This is a genomic window from Flavobacterium sp. 28YEA47A (assembly GCF_041262125.1).
GTDB lineage: Bacteria > Bacteroidota > Bacteroidia > Flavobacteriales > Flavobacteriaceae > Flavobacterium.
The window spans coordinates 421,483-437,817 of record NZ_JBGCCI010000001.1 but is presented as its reverse complement, the minus strand read 5'-3'; the positions used below and the strand labels follow the sequence as shown (position 1 = coordinate 437,817).

15 protein-coding genes are annotated in these 16,335 nt (G+C 38.6%); 12 read left to right on the top strand and 3 right to left on the bottom strand.

Annotated elements, in window-relative coordinates; all coding sequences use genetic code 11:
• Nucleotides 1–2 precede the first annotated feature (2 nt).
• Entirely contained in the window at nucleotides 3–1,382 is a 1,380-nt protein-coding gene (locus ABH942_RS02090; protein ID WP_370029341.1) for a di-heme oxidoredictase family protein, read from the top strand.
• 192 nt (nucleotides 1,383–1,574) lie between these two features.
• On the opposite strand, the gene ABH942_RS02085 is transcribed toward ABH942_RS02090, so the two are convergent.
• Nucleotides 1,575–2,330: a DUF4197 domain-containing protein gene (locus tag ABH942_RS02085; RefSeq protein ID WP_370029340.1), complete on the bottom strand. Its 756-nt coding sequence runs from the start codon at nucleotides 2,328–2,330 to the stop codon at nucleotides 1,575–1,577.
• A 168-nt stretch (nucleotides 2,331–2,498) separates the two neighbouring features.
• Here ABH942_RS02085 and ABH942_RS02080 point away from each other — a divergent pair, with 168 nt between their 5' ends.
• The 6 genes from ABH942_RS02080 to ABH942_RS02055 all read left to right on the top strand — a co-directional run bounded on the left by ABH942_RS02080 (nucleotide 2,499) and on the right by ABH942_RS02055 (nucleotide 9,883).
• Nucleotides 2,499–3,980 carry a catalase gene (locus ABH942_RS02080; protein ID WP_370029339.1) on the top strand — a complete coding sequence of 494 codons (1,482 nt, stop codon included), beginning with the start codon at nucleotides 2,499–2,501 and terminating at the stop codon, nucleotides 3,978–3,980.
• Between the two features lie 165 nt (nucleotides 3,981–4,145).
• On the top strand, nucleotides 4,146–7,586 hold the full coding sequence (locus ABH942_RS02075) for a methylmalonyl-CoA mutase family protein (protein ID WP_370029338.1): 3,441 nt from the start codon (nucleotides 4,146–4,148) through the stop codon (nucleotides 7,584–7,586).
• A 211-nt stretch (nucleotides 7,587–7,797) separates the two neighbouring features.
• Entirely contained in the window at nucleotides 7,798–8,337 is a 540-nt protein-coding gene (locus tag ABH942_RS02070) for a hypothetical protein (RefSeq protein WP_370029337.1), read from the top strand.
• A gap of 140 nt (nucleotides 8,338–8,477) precedes the next feature.
• On the top strand, nucleotides 8,478–8,804 hold the full coding sequence (locus ABH942_RS02065; RefSeq protein ID WP_370029336.1) for an ArsR/SmtB family transcription factor: 327 nt from the start codon (nucleotides 8,478–8,480) through the stop codon (nucleotides 8,802–8,804).
• 56 nt (nucleotides 8,805–8,860) lie between these two features.
• Entirely contained in the window at nucleotides 8,861–9,331 is a 471-nt protein-coding gene (locus tag ABH942_RS02060) for a DUF6428 family protein (protein ID WP_370029335.1), read from the top strand.
• A 129-nt stretch (nucleotides 9,332–9,460) separates the two neighbouring features.
• Entirely contained in the window at nucleotides 9,461–9,883 is a 423-nt protein-coding gene (locus ABH942_RS02055) for an arsenate reductase ArsC (RefSeq protein ID WP_370029334.1), read from the top strand.
• A 27-nt stretch (nucleotides 9,884–9,910) separates the two neighbouring features.
• Here ABH942_RS02055 and ABH942_RS02050 read toward each other — a convergent pair whose 3' ends face one another.
• A complete protein-coding gene (locus tag ABH942_RS02050; protein WP_370029333.1) occupies nucleotides 9,911–10,600 on the bottom strand; it encodes a VIT family protein in 690 nt (229 codons plus the stop codon).
• A 70-nt stretch (nucleotides 10,601–10,670) separates the two neighbouring features.
• Nucleotides 10,671–12,455: a hypothetical protein gene (locus tag ABH942_RS02045; protein WP_370029332.1), complete on the bottom strand. Its 1,785-nt coding sequence runs from the start codon at nucleotides 12,453–12,455 to the stop codon at nucleotides 10,671–10,673.
• A gap of 226 nt (nucleotides 12,456–12,681) precedes the next feature.
• Between ABH942_RS02045 and ABH942_RS02040 the strand changes: the two genes are divergently transcribed.
• From ABH942_RS02040 to ABH942_RS02020, 5 genes are read left to right on the top strand one after another with little or no spacing between them, the layout of a single operon-like run.
• A complete protein-coding gene (locus tag ABH942_RS02040; RefSeq protein WP_370029331.1) occupies nucleotides 12,682–13,149 on the top strand; it encodes a GyrI-like domain-containing protein in 468 nt (155 codons plus the stop codon).
• A gap of 19 nt (nucleotides 13,150–13,168) precedes the next feature.
• The gene (locus ABH942_RS02035) at nucleotides 13,169–13,924 is read left to right on the top strand and encodes a DUF6597 domain-containing transcriptional factor (RefSeq protein ID WP_370029330.1); all 756 of its coding nucleotides are present in this window, start codon (nucleotides 13,169–13,171) and stop codon (nucleotides 13,922–13,924) included.
• A gap of 32 nt (nucleotides 13,925–13,956) precedes the next feature.
• Nucleotides 13,957–15,117 carry an FAD-dependent oxidoreductase gene (locus ABH942_RS02030; RefSeq protein ID WP_370029329.1) on the top strand — a complete coding sequence of 387 codons (1,161 nt, stop codon included), beginning with the start codon at nucleotides 13,957–13,959 and terminating at the stop codon, nucleotides 15,115–15,117.
• 23 nt (nucleotides 15,118–15,140) lie between these two features.
• On the top strand, nucleotides 15,141–15,707 hold the full coding sequence (locus ABH942_RS02025; RefSeq protein WP_370029328.1) for an AAA family ATPase: 567 nt from the start codon (nucleotides 15,141–15,143) through the stop codon (nucleotides 15,705–15,707).
• Entirely contained in the window at nucleotides 15,704–16,297 is a 594-nt protein-coding gene (locus tag ABH942_RS02020; RefSeq protein WP_370029327.1) for a GrpB family protein, read from the top strand. Before ABH942_RS02025 ends, ABH942_RS02020 begins: the two co-directional genes overlap by 4 nt.
• Nucleotides 16,298–16,335 lie beyond the last annotated feature (38 nt).

Genomic DNA, 16,335 nt, shown 5'->3' with positions numbered 1-16,335 from the left:
AAATGATTAGAAAAGGATTTTTATTGGCCAGTTTAGGACTTGTGTTGTTGTCTTGTGATAACAATGAAGATGGTTCCTATATTGATATTGATCTTTCCGAAAGAATGCATGCGGGAGGTGAAACTACTATTTTCTCTGCAACAAGTATAGCATTCCGAACGCCGGCTCCAAATTTGTCGGCCTCAGATTTGCAGATGCATCTTTTGGGAGATACCCAGTTTGAGGCTGTTTTTGTAACAGCACCAGCAGCCGTAAATTCAGGATTAGGCCCAATATTTAATAATTCTTCTTGTATTTCATGTCATCCAAACGATGGACGACCTAATTTTCCTGCAAATCTCGCCAACAGAAGCGGACTCTTGATGAGAGCCAGTATTTTTGGAGAAGATGAAAACGGCGGCCCCAATCCTGTACCGGGATTTGGATTGCAGATCCAGAACCAGGCTGTTTTTGGTTTTACTCCGGAAGCAAGGTATCAGGCAACATTTATAGAAAAAAGAGAAACTTTTGCAGACGGAACAGTTGTCGTTCTGCAAAAACCGGTAATTACTTTGGTCGATCCCTATACCAGTTTACCGTCCGGGCTTATGCTTTCACCTCGTATTGCTACTCCGGTTTTTGGACTGGGTCTACTCGAAGCCATACCGGAACAGAACATTCTGGCCAGACAAGATATAAATGATACGGATGGCGATGGAATTTCCGGCAAGGCGAATTATGTTTGGGACCCTGTTGAAAGACGTACAATTCTGGGCAGATTTGGATGGAAAGCAAATACAGGAACCTTATTAGTGCAATGTACAGCTGCTTATGTAGAAGACATGGGAATTACCAATTATATATTTTCGAGAGAAACCGGTCACGGTCAGTCTAACGGACACGATGGGCGCGATGACGATCCTGAAATACCAAAACCAATTGTAGATCAGGTTGTTTTGTATTGCCAGACACTAGCCGTGCCAGGCGCCAGAAATGTCAATAGCAAGAGCGTCAAAGAAGGAGCAAAACTGTTTGAAAGCCTGGAATGTTCCAAATGCCATACACCTAAACAGATGACAGGCCCGAGCCCGATTTCTGCTTTAGCTTTCCAGACAATCTATCCTTATACAGATATGCTTTTGCATGATATGGGAGAAGATTTAGCAGATGGAAGACCTGATTTTTTGGCTTCAGGCAGAGAATGGAAAACCCGTCCGTTGTGGGGCATAGGACTAACAGGATTGGTAAACGGACACACTACTTTCCTGCATGACGGAAGAGCCAAAAATCTTACGGAAGCCATTCTTTGGCATGGAGGTGAAGCTCAAAAAGCCAAAGAAAAATTCAAGCAATTGACTGAGGCGAAACGTAAAGCATTACTCGATTTTCTTAATTCTTTATAGTCATAAATAGCATCAAATAAAAAAGCCAGTGTTCCTTAAAACACTGGCATTTTTTTTCTAACTAACCCTAACCAAATGAGAAAACCATTAATCTCTTTGCAAATGTCCAACTTTTTTAGGAGCGTATGTGTTAAGGCAATGTTATTTATATGTTATTGATTACTAATTTTTTAAGAGCCTAATTTGCTGCTCTTAATCTTGCATGGCAAACACCTTTTTTAACAGTGGTGAAGTGCGTGCTCCGATGTCGGTACGGATTTTTTTCTCCTCAACAGAAATCATCTTAAAGACACCTTCCATAGCCTTGTCGGTTACATAATCATTAAGATCAGGATTCACTTTTGTTACTAAAGGAATGGTATTGTATTTTTTAATAATACCTTCCCATACCTTATCGGCACCTACATTACTAAGTGATGTTTTTACGACAGGATTAAATTTTGAGTAAAGCTCGGTAGAAGTGGAACCCTGGAGATATGTCGTTGCTGCATCTTCATTACCTAAAAGAATATTTTTTGCATCGGCAAACTTCATGTTTTTAATCGCATTCACGAAAATAGGAGTTGCTTCTTTTACAGCATCTTCAGCTGCACGATTCAATACTTTTATACCTTCGTCAGCCAAGCTTGACAATCCCATTGAACGTAATGTTTTGTCTACTTTTTGTAATTCTTCCGGAAAGAGAATTTTTACTGCTTCGTTTTTATAAAATCCGTCAACAGCTGTCAATTTGGTTACTTGTTCTGTAATACCTTTTTGTAGCGCTTCTTTAAGTCCGGCACTAATATCGGTAGCACCCAATAAGCTGCTTGTTTTTTTAGAAGTTGTTTTTGTTTGTGCTTTTTCTGTTTTCGATTGCACCTTTTCAGTTGCCTTTTTGATAAATCCATCCAATTGAGCAAAGCAGGTTGCCGGCACAAAAAACGCTAGAAGTAATAATCTTTTCATGAGAGTAAAGTTTTTTCGATTCAAAGATAATCAAACATCGTACCGTTTAATAGTATAGTTAAAAATTATAAAAATATAAAAACAATCGATTTTGTTTATCAAAAAGGATTGTTTAAATTTGAAGAAACAAACTGATAATAAAGGTACTAACAACAAATAATAAAAATTATGAAAGAACACAACAAACTGACAACAGCTTCAGGAAAGCCTTATGTTGAAAACGAAGATTCACAATCAGTAGGACCTAGGGGACCGCTTTTGCTTCAGGATTTTATTTTGCACGAAAAAATGGCACACTTTAATAGGGAACGTATTCCTGAAAGAGTAGTACACGCAAAAGGATCGGCAGCTTTCGGAACTTTTACGGTAACGCATGATATCACAAAATATACAAAAGCAAAAATTTTCTCGCATATAGGAAAAGAAACAAAAATGTTACTTCGTTTTTCTACTGTTGGAGGTGAAAAAGGTTCGGCAGATACGGAAAGAGACCCAAGAGGATTTGCTATGAAATTTTATACTGAAGACGGTAACTGGGATCTTGTAGGAAACAATACACCTGTGTTCTTTATTAAAGACCCGAAAAAATTTGGAGACTTTATACATACCCAGAAACGTGATCCGTATACCAATTTAAAATCGCCTACCATGATGTGGGATTTCTGGTCGCTGAATCCTGAAAGTTTGCATCAGGTTACTACATTAATGTCAGATAGAGGAACGCCATACGGTTACCGCCACATGCACGGATTTGGAAGCCATACGTTTTCTTTTATCAATAAAGATAATGAGCGATTCTATGTAAAATTCCATATGCTTACCAAACAAGGAATCAAGAATTTTACCGATGCTGAAGCTGCGGAAATGAAATCAAAAGACATGGATTTTGCGCAGAGAGATTTGGTTGAAAACATAGACAAAGGAAATTTTCCACGCTGGGACATGAAAATACAGATAATGACCGAAGCAGAATCAAGAACGTATCATATTAATCCATTCGACTTGACAAAAGTTTGGCCTCATGGTGATTATCCGCTGATTGACGTTGGTGTTATCGAGCTTAACAAAAATCCGGAAAACTATTTTCAGGATGTTGAACAGGCGGCTTTTGCTCCGGCACACGTAGTGGACGGAATTGGATATTCGCCTGATAAGATGTTACAAGGAAGATTGCTTTCTTATCCGGATGCCCATCGTTACAGATTGGGAGCCAATTACGAACAAATTCCGGTTAACAGATGTCCGTTTGCTACAAACAATTATCAGAGAGACGGACAGATGCGTATCGACGGAAACGGAGGCAGCGCGCCAAACTATTTCCCGAATAGTTTTGATAATATTGTTGTTGACCAATCGTATAAAGAACCTGCATGGGCATTAGAAAGCAATGTGGCAGGATGGTATGACAGAAATGCCGAAGGAGAAAATGATCATTATACACAACCGGGTAATCTTTTCCGCTTATTGGAACCGGAACAGCAGAAAAATCTAATCAGCAATGTTGTAGGCGCCATGTCCGGAATCGATGGGCCAAAAAGAATGGAAATCATTAACCGTCAGCTTTGCCACTGGTTCCGAGCTGATCCAAGATTGGGAATGGGAATTGCACAAGGACTTGGAGTAGAAGTTGATCCGGCTATGATGAAATAAGGATTCCGTAAACAAGATTTTATAGTAAAGTCAATATTTAGAGTTTTGACCCCCTAGGCCCTTTCGGTAGTATTTATACCGGAAGGGCTTTTTTAACTTCGCAAACACTTCAAAATTTTTAGGAATTTCGTAAATTGCCGACCTTAAAAAGACATATATTTCAAAATGGAACAAGCCAAACCTTATATTCCTAAAAATAAAGTAAGAATTGTAACTGCAGCAGCACTTTTCGACGGACACGATGCTGCCATTAACATTATGCGACGCATTATCCAGTCGACAGGAGTCGAGGTAATCCATTTAGGACACGATAGAAGCGTTGAAGAAGTAGTAAATACAGCTATCCAGGAAGATGCCAATGCTATTGCTATGACATCTTATCAGGGAGGACATAATGAATATTTCAAATACATGTACGACCTGCTTAACGAAAAAGGAGCAGGCCATATCCGAATCTTCGGTGGTGGTGGTGGAGTGATCTTGCCGGATGAAATAAAAGAATTGCAGGAGTACGGAATTACCAGAATCTATGCGCCAGATGACGGACGTGAATTAGGGCTGCAAGGAATGATTAATGACTTGGTTCAGAAATCCGACTATCCGATAGGCGACAAACTGAACGGAGAAGCCAAACATTTGGAAGATAAGAACCCGACGGCTATTGCCCGTCTTATCTCTTCAGCAGAAAATTTCCCGGAAATTGCAAAAGAAACTTTTGATACAATACACAAACAGAATGAAACCAGCAAAATTCCGGTACTGGGTATTACAGGAACGGGAGGAGCTGGAAAATCGTCTTTGGTTGATGAATTGGTTAGAAGATTTTTGATTGACTTCCCGGAAAAAACGATTGGTTTGATTTCGGTTGACCCTTCAAAACGTAAAACAGGTGGAGCGCTTTTAGGTGATAGGATTCGTATGAATGCTATCAATAATCCGCGTGTTTATATGCGTTCCCTGGCAACAAGACAATCGAATTTGGCGTTGTCTAAATATGTTGCAGAAGCCATTCAGGTACTTAAAGCGGCTAAATACGATATAATCATACTTGAAACTTCGGGAATCGGGCAGTCTGATACTGAAATCATGGATCATTCTGATGTTTCGCTATACGTAATGACTCCTGAATTTGGAGCAGCTACCCAGCTTGAAAAAATCGACATGCTTGATTTTGCTGACCTTGTTGCTATCAATAAATTTGATAAGAGAGGTTCGCTGGATGCATTGCGCGATGTAAAAAAACAATACCAGAGAAACCACAATCTTTGGGATGCCAATCCCGATGATCTTCCGGTATTTGGAACCATTGCTTCCCAATTTAACGACCCGGGCATGAACACGCTATACAAAGCGATCATGGACAAGATTGTTGAAAAGACAGAAGCAGATCTTAAATCTACTTTTGAGATTACACGTGAGATGAGCGAAAAAATCTTCGTCATCCCGCCACACAGAACCCGTTATTTATCTGAAATTGCAGAAAACAATAGAAAATACGATACGGTTGCTTTCACACAACAGCAAGTAGCCCAAAAATTATACGGTATTTTCAAGACTATTGAAACGGTTTCCGGAAAAACTCCTGAGCTTACTAAAACTGGAATCAATGACGATTCAGTATTGCCAAGCGCATTAGAAGAACACAACGAAACCAGAATCTTCCTAAACCTACTGCTTAATCAGTTTGATAAAGTAAAGATGGATTTAGACCCATACAACTGGGAAATTATCTTTACATGGGATGAAAAAGTAAACAAATACAAAAATCCGGTCTATACCTTTAAGGTACGTGACAAGGAAATAAAGATTGCAACACATACAGAATCGTTATCACATTCTCAGATACCAAAAGTAGCTTTGCCTAAATATGAAGCATGGGGCGATATCCTAAGATGGTGCTTGCAGGAAAATGTACCGGGAGAATTCCCGTTCACTTCCGGATTGTATCCGTTCAAACGTGAAGGTGAAGATCCGTCAAGGATGTTTGCTGGAGAAGGTGGACCTGAAAGAACCAACAAGCGCTTCCATTATGTAAGCGCAGGACTTCCGGCAAAAAGACTTTCTACTGCTTTTGATAGCGTAACGTTGTATGGAAATGACCCGCACTTAAGACCAGATATCTACGGAAAAATTGGTAATGCAGGAGTATCGATCTGCTGTTTGGATGATGCCAAAAAATTATACTCTGGTTTCAACCTGGCTCACCCGCTGACATCGGTAAGTATGACCATTAATGGGCCGGCTCCGATGTTGCTTGGTTTCTTTATGAATGCTGCTATCGACCAACAGTGTGAAATCTACATCAAAGAAAATAATCTGGAAGACGAAGTAGAAGCGATTATCACTGAAATCTACAAAAAGAAAAAAATAGAAAGACCACGCTATAACGGAACGCTTCCTGATGGGAATGATGGTTTGGGACTGATGCTTTTAGGAGTAACAGGCGATCAGGTATTGCCAAAAGACATCTATGACCAGATTAAAGTCAGAACCTTATCACAAGTGCGTGGAACCGTACAGGCCGATATCTTAAAAGAAGACCAGGCACAAAATACTTGTATCTTCTCGACAGAATTTGCACTAAGATTGATGGGTGACGTACAGGAATATTTTATTGCTAAAAACGTTCGTAACTTCTATTCCGTATCTATTTCAGGATACCATATTGCTGAAGCCGGAGCTAATCCAATCACACAGCTGGCGTTTACTCTTGCCAATGGATTTACTTATGTAGAATACTACTTAAGTCGTGGCATGGACATCAACGATTTTGGGCCGAACCTTTCCTTCTTTTTCTCGAATGGAATCGATCCGGAATATGCCGTAATCGGTCGTGTAGCCAGAAAGATTTGGGCTAAAGCTCTTAAAAATAAATATGGTGCGAACGAAAGAGCTCAGATGCTGAAATACCATATCCAGACATCCGGACGTTCATTGCACGCTCAGGAAATCGATTTCAACGATATCCGTACTACATTGCAGGCGTTGTATGCTATTTACGACAACTGTAACTCTTTGCATACAAATGCGTATGATGAAGCGATCACAACACCAACAGAAGAATCGGTACGTCGTGCAATGGCAATCCAGCTGATTATAAATAAAGAACTTGGATTGGCGAAAAACGAAAACCCAATACAAGGTTCTTTTATCATCGAAGAATTAACCGATTTGGTAGAAGAAGCCGTATTGCAGGAATTTGACAGGATTACTGAAAGAGGAGGCGTATTAGGAGCTATGGAAACCATGTACCAACGTTCTAAAATACAGGAAGAAAGTATGTATTATGAAACATTAAAACATACGGGTGAGTTTCCTATTATTGGAGTTAATACCTTTCTAAGCTCTAAAGGATCGCCTACTGTAATTCCTGCTGAGGTAATCCGTGCCAGCGAAGAAGAAAAGCAATTCCAGATCCATACTTTGGAAAACCTGCATAAAGCCTATGGAGAAAAAATGAAAGAACAGTTGGCTATTATTCAAGACGTAGCCATCAATAACCAGAACATCTTTGAACAGCTTATGGAAGCTACTAAAGTATGTTCTCTTGGAGAAATCACTGCTTCACTATTTGAGGTAGGCGGACAGTACAGAAGAAACATGTAAGAGCATACCGCATAATTGCAATAAAAAAAGACCTTCATCGAAGGTCTTTTTTTATTAACTAAAGACTATCCACTATCCACTATCCACTGTCCACTGTCCACTATCCACTTTTTTGACATTGGTAGATTAAAACTGTCATTCGTCTATTACTCCTTTTTTTGCCTTTACGAGATGCCTAGTTTCGTTTTATAATTTTTAAAATAAACCTAATATGAAACTAATCACAAAATTCAGTATTTTTTTACTAATGGTTTTAGGAACCACTATTACTTCCTGTTCAGATGACGGAAAAGATGGAAAAGATGGACTAAACGGAACGAATGGCGAACCCGGAACAGCTAATGTAATTTATAGCAATTGGCTTAACCGGCCAGATGGTGTAGAAGCTACTATTGATGGAACTACAGGGATGGTTTATAGTTACTCAGTACCACAGATTACAAATGAAATTTTGAATAGCGGTGCAATTCTGGTCTATCTTCAGTTTGGTTCGGGAGAGATTTTCCCTTTGGCATATACTTCAAGAGCAGGAGGTATTGTTAATACCGTAGAAGCGGTTCCGTCTGTAGGAAACTTGAAAATTTTAAGATACCGTCATGATGGAATGACACCAGCAATACAGCTTGGTTTTACTGTTAAAATCCGTTATATTATTATTCCGGGAGGCGCCCCCGTTCCTCTTGCAAGACAAATGAATTATAAAGAGAGAAGTTATGAAGATGTCTGCGAATCATTGGGAATTCCAAAATAAGAATAGCAGATAAGTAATTTAAACAAAAGGCCTTATATAAGGTCTTTTTGTTTTTCCTATACAGAGATCAATTAAAAAAGATAAGATTAATTTTGTCTTTTTAAAATATTAATCGTAATATTGCGATATAATAAAAGAATATGGGACTGACAAAAAAAGATTTTTTTACTGACGAACAAAACAGGCTTGCTGCAACATTAAAAGCATTGTCGCATCCGGCAAGGATAGCCATCTTGCAACATATCATCAATCAAGAGGCATGTATCTGTAATGATTTAGTAAATGAATTAGGATTGGCTCAGGCAACAATATCACAACATTTGAAAGAGCTAAAAAACATCGGGATCATAAAAGGGAATATTGAAGGAACAAGTGTCTGCTATTGTATTGATGAAAAAGTCTGGAAACAGATAAAAATTGAATTAAACCATTTTTTTACTGATATAAAAATTGAAAAGAGCTGTTAGCTTTTTTTTGCCTTAATATATCGCAATATTACGATTAATAATAAACTATAATCAATATGAAATTATCAGAAGTAAAACAGATTTTGCCAACATTAGAAAATGTTGAATTCCAATTAGAAAATGGCACTTTTGTCCCGGAACATTTCCACGTCACAGAAGTAGGGATAATCAAAAAGAGCTTTATTGACTGTGGAGGTTCCATACGGGATGAAAAGATTGTCAATTTTCAATTATGGAATGCGGATGATTTTGAACATCGCCTGAAACCTGGAAAATTGCTGAATATCATTAAACTTTCAGAAGAAAAATTAGGCATTGAAGATTCAGAAATAGAGGTAGAATACCAAAACGAAACGATTGGAAAATACGACCTGGAATTTAATGGAAAAACATTTGTCCTAAGAAACAAAGTAACGGCTTGTTTGGCTCAAGAGGCATGCGGAATTCCCTCTCAGAAACAAAAGTTGAATCTTTCAGAATTAAAAACAGGAAGTTCTGGCTGTTCGACCAATTCCGGCTGTTGCTAATGAAAGAGAAATTAATCCGATATAAAAAACCAATAATTATCACCACATCGGTTATTGTCTTGCAGGTTATTTTTGGCTTTGATCCGAAATTCTGCATCATTAACCTGATCTGGTTACTTGTTTAAAAACATGGAAATAAAAAAGATTTTAGTGCTTTGCACAGGTAATAGTTGCAGAAGCCAAATGGCAGAAGGCTATCTTAGGTTTTTTGCAGGAGATAGGGCGCGAATATATAGTGCGGGAGTTGAAACTCATGGAGTAAATCCGAAAGCTATTGCTATAATGAAAGAAGATGGTATTGACATCTCAAATCATACATCAAACCATTTGGAAGAATATCTGGATATAAGTTTTGATTTTGTCATAACCGTATGCGACAATGCAAAGGAAAATTGTCCATTTTTCCCTTCTAAAGCACTAAGATTTCATCAAAATTTTCCAGATCCTGCAAAAGCAACTGGTACCGAATTAGAAATTAAAAAACAGTTTGAAGATGTAAGAGCAATGATAAAAGAGTATAGCAAGAAATTTATAGCAGATCATTTACTATAAAGTATCTGAAATGTAAGAGAATAAAAATCAAGAAGTCTGAACACCAAAAATATAGCCGACCAATGCCGAAATCACCATCGCAACGGTTCCCCAGATACAGATTCGGGCTACTGATTTGATTTTGCTGGAACCGCCTGCTTTTGCAGCCAAAGTGCCCGACAATGCAAGAAAAATAATGGCAAAACCATATTGGAAAAACACCATGTAATCAAATGGAGCAAAAATAGCCACCAAAAGAGGTAATACGCCACCGGAAAGGAAAGCCAGTGCTGAAGCGAGTGCAGCCTGCATAGGTTTGGCGAGGGTTATTTCATTGATTCCAAGTTCATCCCGTGCATGGCTTTCAAGAGCATTGTGTGAAGTAAGCTGTAAGGCAACTTCCCTTGCAAGGTCGGGAGCAAGTCCGCGGGAAATATAAATTTGAGTGAGTTCTTCAAGTTCGGATTCGGGCATTTCTTTCAATTCCTTCATTTCCCGCTTTAGGTCGGATTTTTCTATATCGCTTTGGGAACTGACAGATACATATTCTCCTGCGGCCATAGAAAGTGCACCGGCTACCACTCCTGCGAGAGCAGCCAATATTATGGGTTCTCTTGTTTCAGATGCGGCAGCTATTCCAATGGCAAGACTTGTCGTGGAAAGAATTCCATCATTAGCTCCTAATACGGCCGCCCTAAGCCAGCCGCTCCGGGTTATATAATGTACTTCACTTTGCATATTTCTCTTTTAAGTATAAATATAGCAAGGTTTTCGTTAATTTTTACATCTCAGATTTAATTGTACAAACTTAGCCGACTTCAATTTCTTCAATTTTCTTACGTAATATACTCCACGGGTTAGCATTTTTTCCCAAGGATATAGAAAAGAATAATTCCTCATAATAATCAATTCCTGAAAGTAAATTCTTTTGGAATACTGCCCATTTTTTGAATTGGGTAGGTGTTGCTGTACTATGATGCATGGCTATTTCCTTTTTAAGATAATCAATATAAAGCTGGACTTCTTTTACAAACAAATTTGGACGATTAGCAAAATCCATTACAGAACCATATCCATAAATATGGCGTATCATATCATGCAATGAAACTTCCCGGTTAAAATACGCCATGTTTGGCCCGGGACAAATTACAACACCTTGGGCTTCACCTTTAACAGTGATGCCATGTTCAAGATAAGAAGCATTGGAGAGGGCAACACACAGACAGGCTTTTTCAGTAATATCAAATCTTGCCTGTTCATAAGCTGCTGCTGTAAGTTCCGGTTTTCTGTTTTCTAATAATTCCAGTTTCTGTTCCTGATATTTTAGTGAAGCCGTACAAAGCCCTTTTTTATCAAGCTCTTTGTTTAATGCCAGGTATTTTTTAGGACAAGAACTTCCAGGTCGGCCGGTGTTAATGCGATGCTGTTTTAGCTTTTCGTTACTGGTGCCCCATATCGTATTAAAAGGAATGCCCAAAGGAGAAATATGACTGAGATACAGGTCTTTCTCCTCAGCTTTTGCTAACAGTATCCGCGTTTCATCATCTACAGAAGTAGCCTCAGGAACCAGCAGAAAAGGAGAACCCCATCCTACAGAATCCATTCCGTAATGTTGCAAAAGAAAATCATGCTCTTCAGCTGTGCCAACGCCGCCTTGTACTGTGATTTTTAAAGGAAGCGGTTGGTGTGGTGCCGAAAGTTCTTTTTGTTCGAGTGCTTTTAGCAACAATTCATGCGAAGTTTCTGTGAGTTCTTTTCTTTTAGATCTGAATTCTTCCAATATCGGCCCTAAAAGAAATCCTTCGGTTGCAAAGGCATGTCCTCCACAGTTAAGCCCCGATTCGATGCGATATTCAGAAACCCATAATCCTTTTTTTGCCAGAAAATTGCCTTGTATCAATGCAGAACGGTAGTCGCTGACCTTTAACGTGATTTTCTTTTCGAGTTTTCCTTCAGTATCAGGAAAAAAGCAGCGAAAACTTTCGAGATAGCTGTAAAGCCTCGGATTCATACCTGCCGAAAATACTATTGAAGATTGGAGTCTGCTATTGGCAAATCCCCGTAATGCTGTGTGGGCATCATTAAACTCTGTAGATAGTGGCCCATTTTTGTCATGATTTTCTCTATCTACCTTTGTCATGATATTTACATCAATAGCTCCCGGAGCGAAATATTTTTCAAGGAAATTTTTAATGCTGTGTTTCAATTCCCAGCTGTTTTCCAAAAGCTCTTGTAAGCCTTTTTTTAAATCAGATTGGTTCGGAAGCATACCCAGAAAACGTTCCAAAGCCAGACGACTTTCAGAAAGTTCCTGTTTGAACGCCTCAAACTTTTCCTTTACAATATGATCCATTAAATCCAGATAACTTCTGATGCGTTCAGCTCTATAATCATGAAATTTTCGGGTGATTTCCTGATAGGGCAGGCAAAACTTTTTGCTGTAAAAAGCATTCATCTTTTCAATAAGCTCATCGTCTACGATAGAAACTACGGAAGAAATCCCATAATGAGCCACCCGGATAGGGCTGTCAATAGTAAATGAAAGTCCCATTACCGGAATATGAAAAGTATGTACAGAAGAATCAGGTGCCATAGTGCATAATAATTTAAGATAGCTGCAAATATGGATAAACAGATTGTCGCAAAAGATGATAAATGTCAGTTTTGGGAAAGCATACCAAAAGTGACAACAGTATAGGTACCATTTATTTTATTAATTTCGTATGATAATGTTGGTATGATTATTCTGGTTTAGAAAATGATACTTCAACTCTCTGGACTACATTAATAAATAAACTTCTAAAAAACAACATACAAAAATGGAAAGCAGTAAAGAAAACTTCCAACTAATAGGCATTCAGCTTGATAAAAAAACAACGAACAAAGACGGTCAGGCTGCTATAGACTGCGGCAGCTTATGGCAACAATTTGAAACGGAAAAGAGATACGGTCAGATAGAAAACAAGATTGGAAACGAAATCTATGCTGTATATTTTGATTATGATGGTGACCATACACAACCGTATTCTTATTTTATAGGCTGTAAAGTAGCAGAAGGAACGCTGGTTCCGGAAGGATTCAAAAGCCTGAAAATACCTGCACAAACCTATACTCAAAAAGTAGCCAAAGGTGTTATGCCGGCCTGTATAGGAGAGGCTTGGAGAGAAATCTGGAAAGAAGATGCCGAATTGAACAGGGCTTATCAATATGATTTTGAAGTCTATGACGAACGTTGTGCCGATTGGAACAATGCAGAAGTAGATATTTTTCTCTCAGTAAAGAAATAATCTCAGATAGTATTAAAAAATGGCCGGCCAGCTTGAATATAAGATAGTAAAACCCGATCCGTCAATTGCGAGCTATGTTGAGAGCTTTTGGAAATTAAAAACTCCTTCAGGAGAACCCAAAAATATCATCGTATTGCCAGATGGCAGAATTGATATTATTTTTTCATTTTCTGAAACCGAGCCATTCCGAGCCATTCTTTTAGGACTGGAAACAGAAGCATCACAAACCTTGATGGAATCGGGAAGGACTATGTTTGCGGTTAGCCTTCGGCTTTTGGCAGTTGAATATCTTTTAGAAAACAGTGTTTCGTCTTTGCTCAATGATGGACGTCTTTTGCCGGAAGGTTTTTGGGATATTACAGAAGATGATCTTTCTGATTTTGATTCTTTTTGTGATAATATAACCCGGAAAATTCAAAACCTAATTAAAACACCTCCAGACATTAGGAAACTTCGATTATTCGACCAGATATACGCTTCAAACGGCAGGCTTACTGTAAAAGAACTTTCTGAAACGTCGGGATGGAGCAGCCGACAGATCAATCGTTATTTTAGCCGGCAGTTTGGACTTCCATTAAAAACATATTGCAGCATACTGCGGTTTAGGGCTTCTTTTGAACATCTAAAAGAAGGCAAACTTTTTCCTGAACAGAATTTTGCAGATCAGGCACATTTCATCCGTGATGTAAAAAAGTTTTCGGGTGTACCTCCAAAAGAATTATCCCAAAACAAGAATGACCGATTTATACAATTTTCCACCATGAATAAGAAATAGTTTTGCCCTGATAAAACTAAATCTTTAAAATCATGGTAATTAAAAATAAAAAAATAGCAATTATTGGCGGTGGTCCCGGAGGATTGACACTTGCCAGGCTTTTGCAACAAAAAGAAGCTGATGTAACTGTATATGAAAGAGATGCGGGAAGATTTGTGAGAGTACAGGGAGCTACGCTTGACCTTCATGACGATTCCGGACTTAAAGCGCTTAAAGAGGCAGGATTGATAGAGGAATTTAAAAAATATTACAGACCAGGTGCTGACAAGACACGTATTACTGATAAAAACGGAAACATCCTTTACGATCAGCATGAAGGACATGAGGAAACTGTTGATTTTGGACATGAGCATTTCCGTCCTGAAATTGACCGTGGCCCTTTACGGGATTTGTTGCTTGATTCGCTGCAACCCGAGACAGTTGTATGGGATAGCCATATCACCTCATTAGAAAAAGAAAATGGAAAATGGCAGCTTGTTTTCCAAAATGGAAGAAAAGAAACAGCAGATTTGGTTGTTGGAGCGGATGGAGCCAATTCAAAAATACGACCTTATCTTACGCCCATTAAACTGTTCTATTCCGGAATAACGGTTGTAGAAGGTAGCCTTTATAACGCAGCAGAAAAGGCGCCCCGTATCTATGAATTAGTTAAAGGCGGAAAGGTTTTTGCTTTTGGCGACCAGAAATCACTTATCGTAAGTTCGAAAGGCGATGGCAGCCTGTCTTTTTATACAGGTTGTAGGACACAGGAATCGTGGATGCATGACAGCGGTATCGATTTCAAAGACAATAAGTCGGTTGCAGCCTGGTTCCGTACAGAATTTTCAGATTGGGACGATATCTGGCAGGAATTATTTGTAACAGAAGGTACTTCTTTTGTTCCGCGTCCTCAATACTGCATGCCACTTGACCAAATATGGGAAGCCCATGCGGATATGACTCTTTTAGGTGATGCAGCACACCTCATGCCTCCTTATGCCGGAGAAGGAGTAAATATGGCGATGCTCGATGCTCTTGAGCTCAGCAATTGCCTTACCGGAACAGATTTTTCTGATATTGAAGAAGCGATTGCTCATTATGAAAACCAAATGCGAACAAGAGCTTCCGAAACGGCAGGAATGACATTAGAACAAACCGAAATCTTACATTCTGAAAAGGCAATTTCCCATATGTTGGAATTGTTTACAGAATAAAAGAGAAACAATGATAGATCTGTATGAAATACCAAAATGATAATTTTTATATCCTTACAGGAGGCCCAGGTGTTGGCAAGACCTCTGTTTTGAATGAGCTGAAAAAAAACGGATATATCGTTATGCCTGAAACGGCACGGGCTATTATCAAAGAACAGATGGAAATAGGCGGAGAGGCGCTTCCTTGGAAAAATAAAGAATCTTATATGCGGCTCATGTTGGAAACTTCTGCCGAAAGTTATCGGGAAGCTATTTCTCAAAACAGCTCTCTTCCAATATTTTTTGATCGCGGTATTTTAGATGCAGTCTGTTATGCCCGAATGGTAGGGATGGAGGTATCAGATAAAATTCAGAAAATTGCTGAAAACTATCAGTACAATAGAAAAGTATTTATCTTTCCGCCCTGGCAAGATATATACGAAACGGATAACGAAAGGAAACAGGATTGGCAAGAAGCCGAAGCTACTTATGAAACCATGAAAAAGACCTATCAGGATTATGGGTACGAAATTATAGATGTGCCAAAAGATACTCTTGAAAACAGGAAAGACTTTATAATAAGAACCATAAAACAGGAAGAAATTAGATGAAAATTAAGTTAGAAGAGTACAATTTAAAATGGAAACATGACTTTAAACAGCTCCAAACAGAACTGGAGAATCTGATTGGATTTCTAAAACCAAAAATAGAACACATAGGCAGCACATCGGTCGAAGGATTATCTGCCAAGCCTATTATTGATATTTTAATAGGACTTCCTGACGAAAAAGATTTGGATAAGACAGTACTTCCATTGATAGGAAATGGATATATCTACTATGAAAAGTACAATCTGGATATGCCGTACCGAAGGTTTTTTGTGAAACATAAAGACGGAGCCAAACATTGTCCTGTTATCAATATTTTAAGAAGAGAAGAAGACATTCCATCAAGTACAGAAGAACATGATGAAAGGCGAGCCCATATCCACATAGTGCCTCTAAGTTCAGAACATTGGACAAGACACATTGCTTTCAGAGATTATCTCATCGCTCATCCCAAAATAAAAGAAGAGTACCAAAAACTCAAATCAAGCCTTATCCAGAGAGAATGGTCTGATGGCAATGACTATAATGGTGCTAAGGATACCTTTATAAAAACAGAAGAGAAAAAGGCTATAAACTGGTATGTTTTAAGGTAAGTTGTTGATAAGTAATATGTTAAATCAAATGTTATTTT

Excerpts from the sequence above, each read along its gene's own strand:
- ABH942_RS02090 (WP_370029341.1), top strand. The coding sequence starts at position 3 with ATGATTAGAAAAGGATTTTTATTGGCCAGTTTAGGACTTGTGTTGTTG.
- ABH942_RS02085 (WP_370029340.1), bottom strand. The coding sequence starts at position 2,330 with ATGAAAAGATTATTACTTCTAGCGTTTTTTGTGCCGGCAACCTGCTTT.
- ABH942_RS02080 (WP_370029339.1), top strand. The coding sequence starts at position 2,499 with ATGAAAGAACACAACAAACTGACAACAGCTTCAGGAAAGCCTTATGTT.
- ABH942_RS02075 (WP_370029338.1), top strand. The coding sequence starts at position 4,146 with ATGGAACAAGCCAAACCTTATATTCCTAAAAATAAAGTAAGAATTGTA.
- ABH942_RS02070 (WP_370029337.1), top strand. The coding sequence starts at position 7,798 with ATGAAACTAATCACAAAATTCAGTATTTTTTTACTAATGGTTTTAGGA.
- ABH942_RS02065 (WP_370029336.1), top strand. The coding sequence starts at position 8,478 with ATGGGACTGACAAAAAAAGATTTTTTTACTGACGAACAAAACAGGCTT.
- ABH942_RS02060 (WP_370029335.1), top strand. The coding sequence starts at position 8,861 with ATGAAATTATCAGAAGTAAAACAGATTTTGCCAACATTAGAAAATGTT.
- ABH942_RS02055 (WP_370029334.1), top strand. The coding sequence starts at position 9,461 with ATGGAAATAAAAAAGATTTTAGTGCTTTGCACAGGTAATAGTTGCAGA.
- ABH942_RS02050 (WP_370029333.1), bottom strand. The coding sequence starts at position 10,600 with ATGCAAAGTGAAGTACATTATATAACCCGGAGCGGCTGGCTTAGGGCG.
- ABH942_RS02045 (WP_370029332.1), bottom strand. The coding sequence starts at position 12,455 with ATGGCACCTGATTCTTCTGTACATACTTTTCATATTCCGGTAATGGGA.
- ABH942_RS02040 (WP_370029331.1), top strand. The coding sequence starts at position 12,682 with ATGGAAAGCAGTAAAGAAAACTTCCAACTAATAGGCATTCAGCTTGAT.
- ABH942_RS02035 (WP_370029330.1), top strand. The coding sequence starts at position 13,169 with ATGGCCGGCCAGCTTGAATATAAGATAGTAAAACCCGATCCGTCAATT.
- ABH942_RS02030 (WP_370029329.1), top strand. The coding sequence starts at position 13,957 with ATGGTAATTAAAAATAAAAAAATAGCAATTATTGGCGGTGGTCCCGGA.
- ABH942_RS02025 (WP_370029328.1), top strand. The coding sequence starts at position 15,141 with ATGAAATACCAAAATGATAATTTTTATATCCTTACAGGAGGCCCAGGT.
- ABH942_RS02020 (WP_370029327.1), top strand. The coding sequence starts at position 15,704 with ATGAAAATTAAGTTAGAAGAGTACAATTTAAAATGGAAACATGACTTT.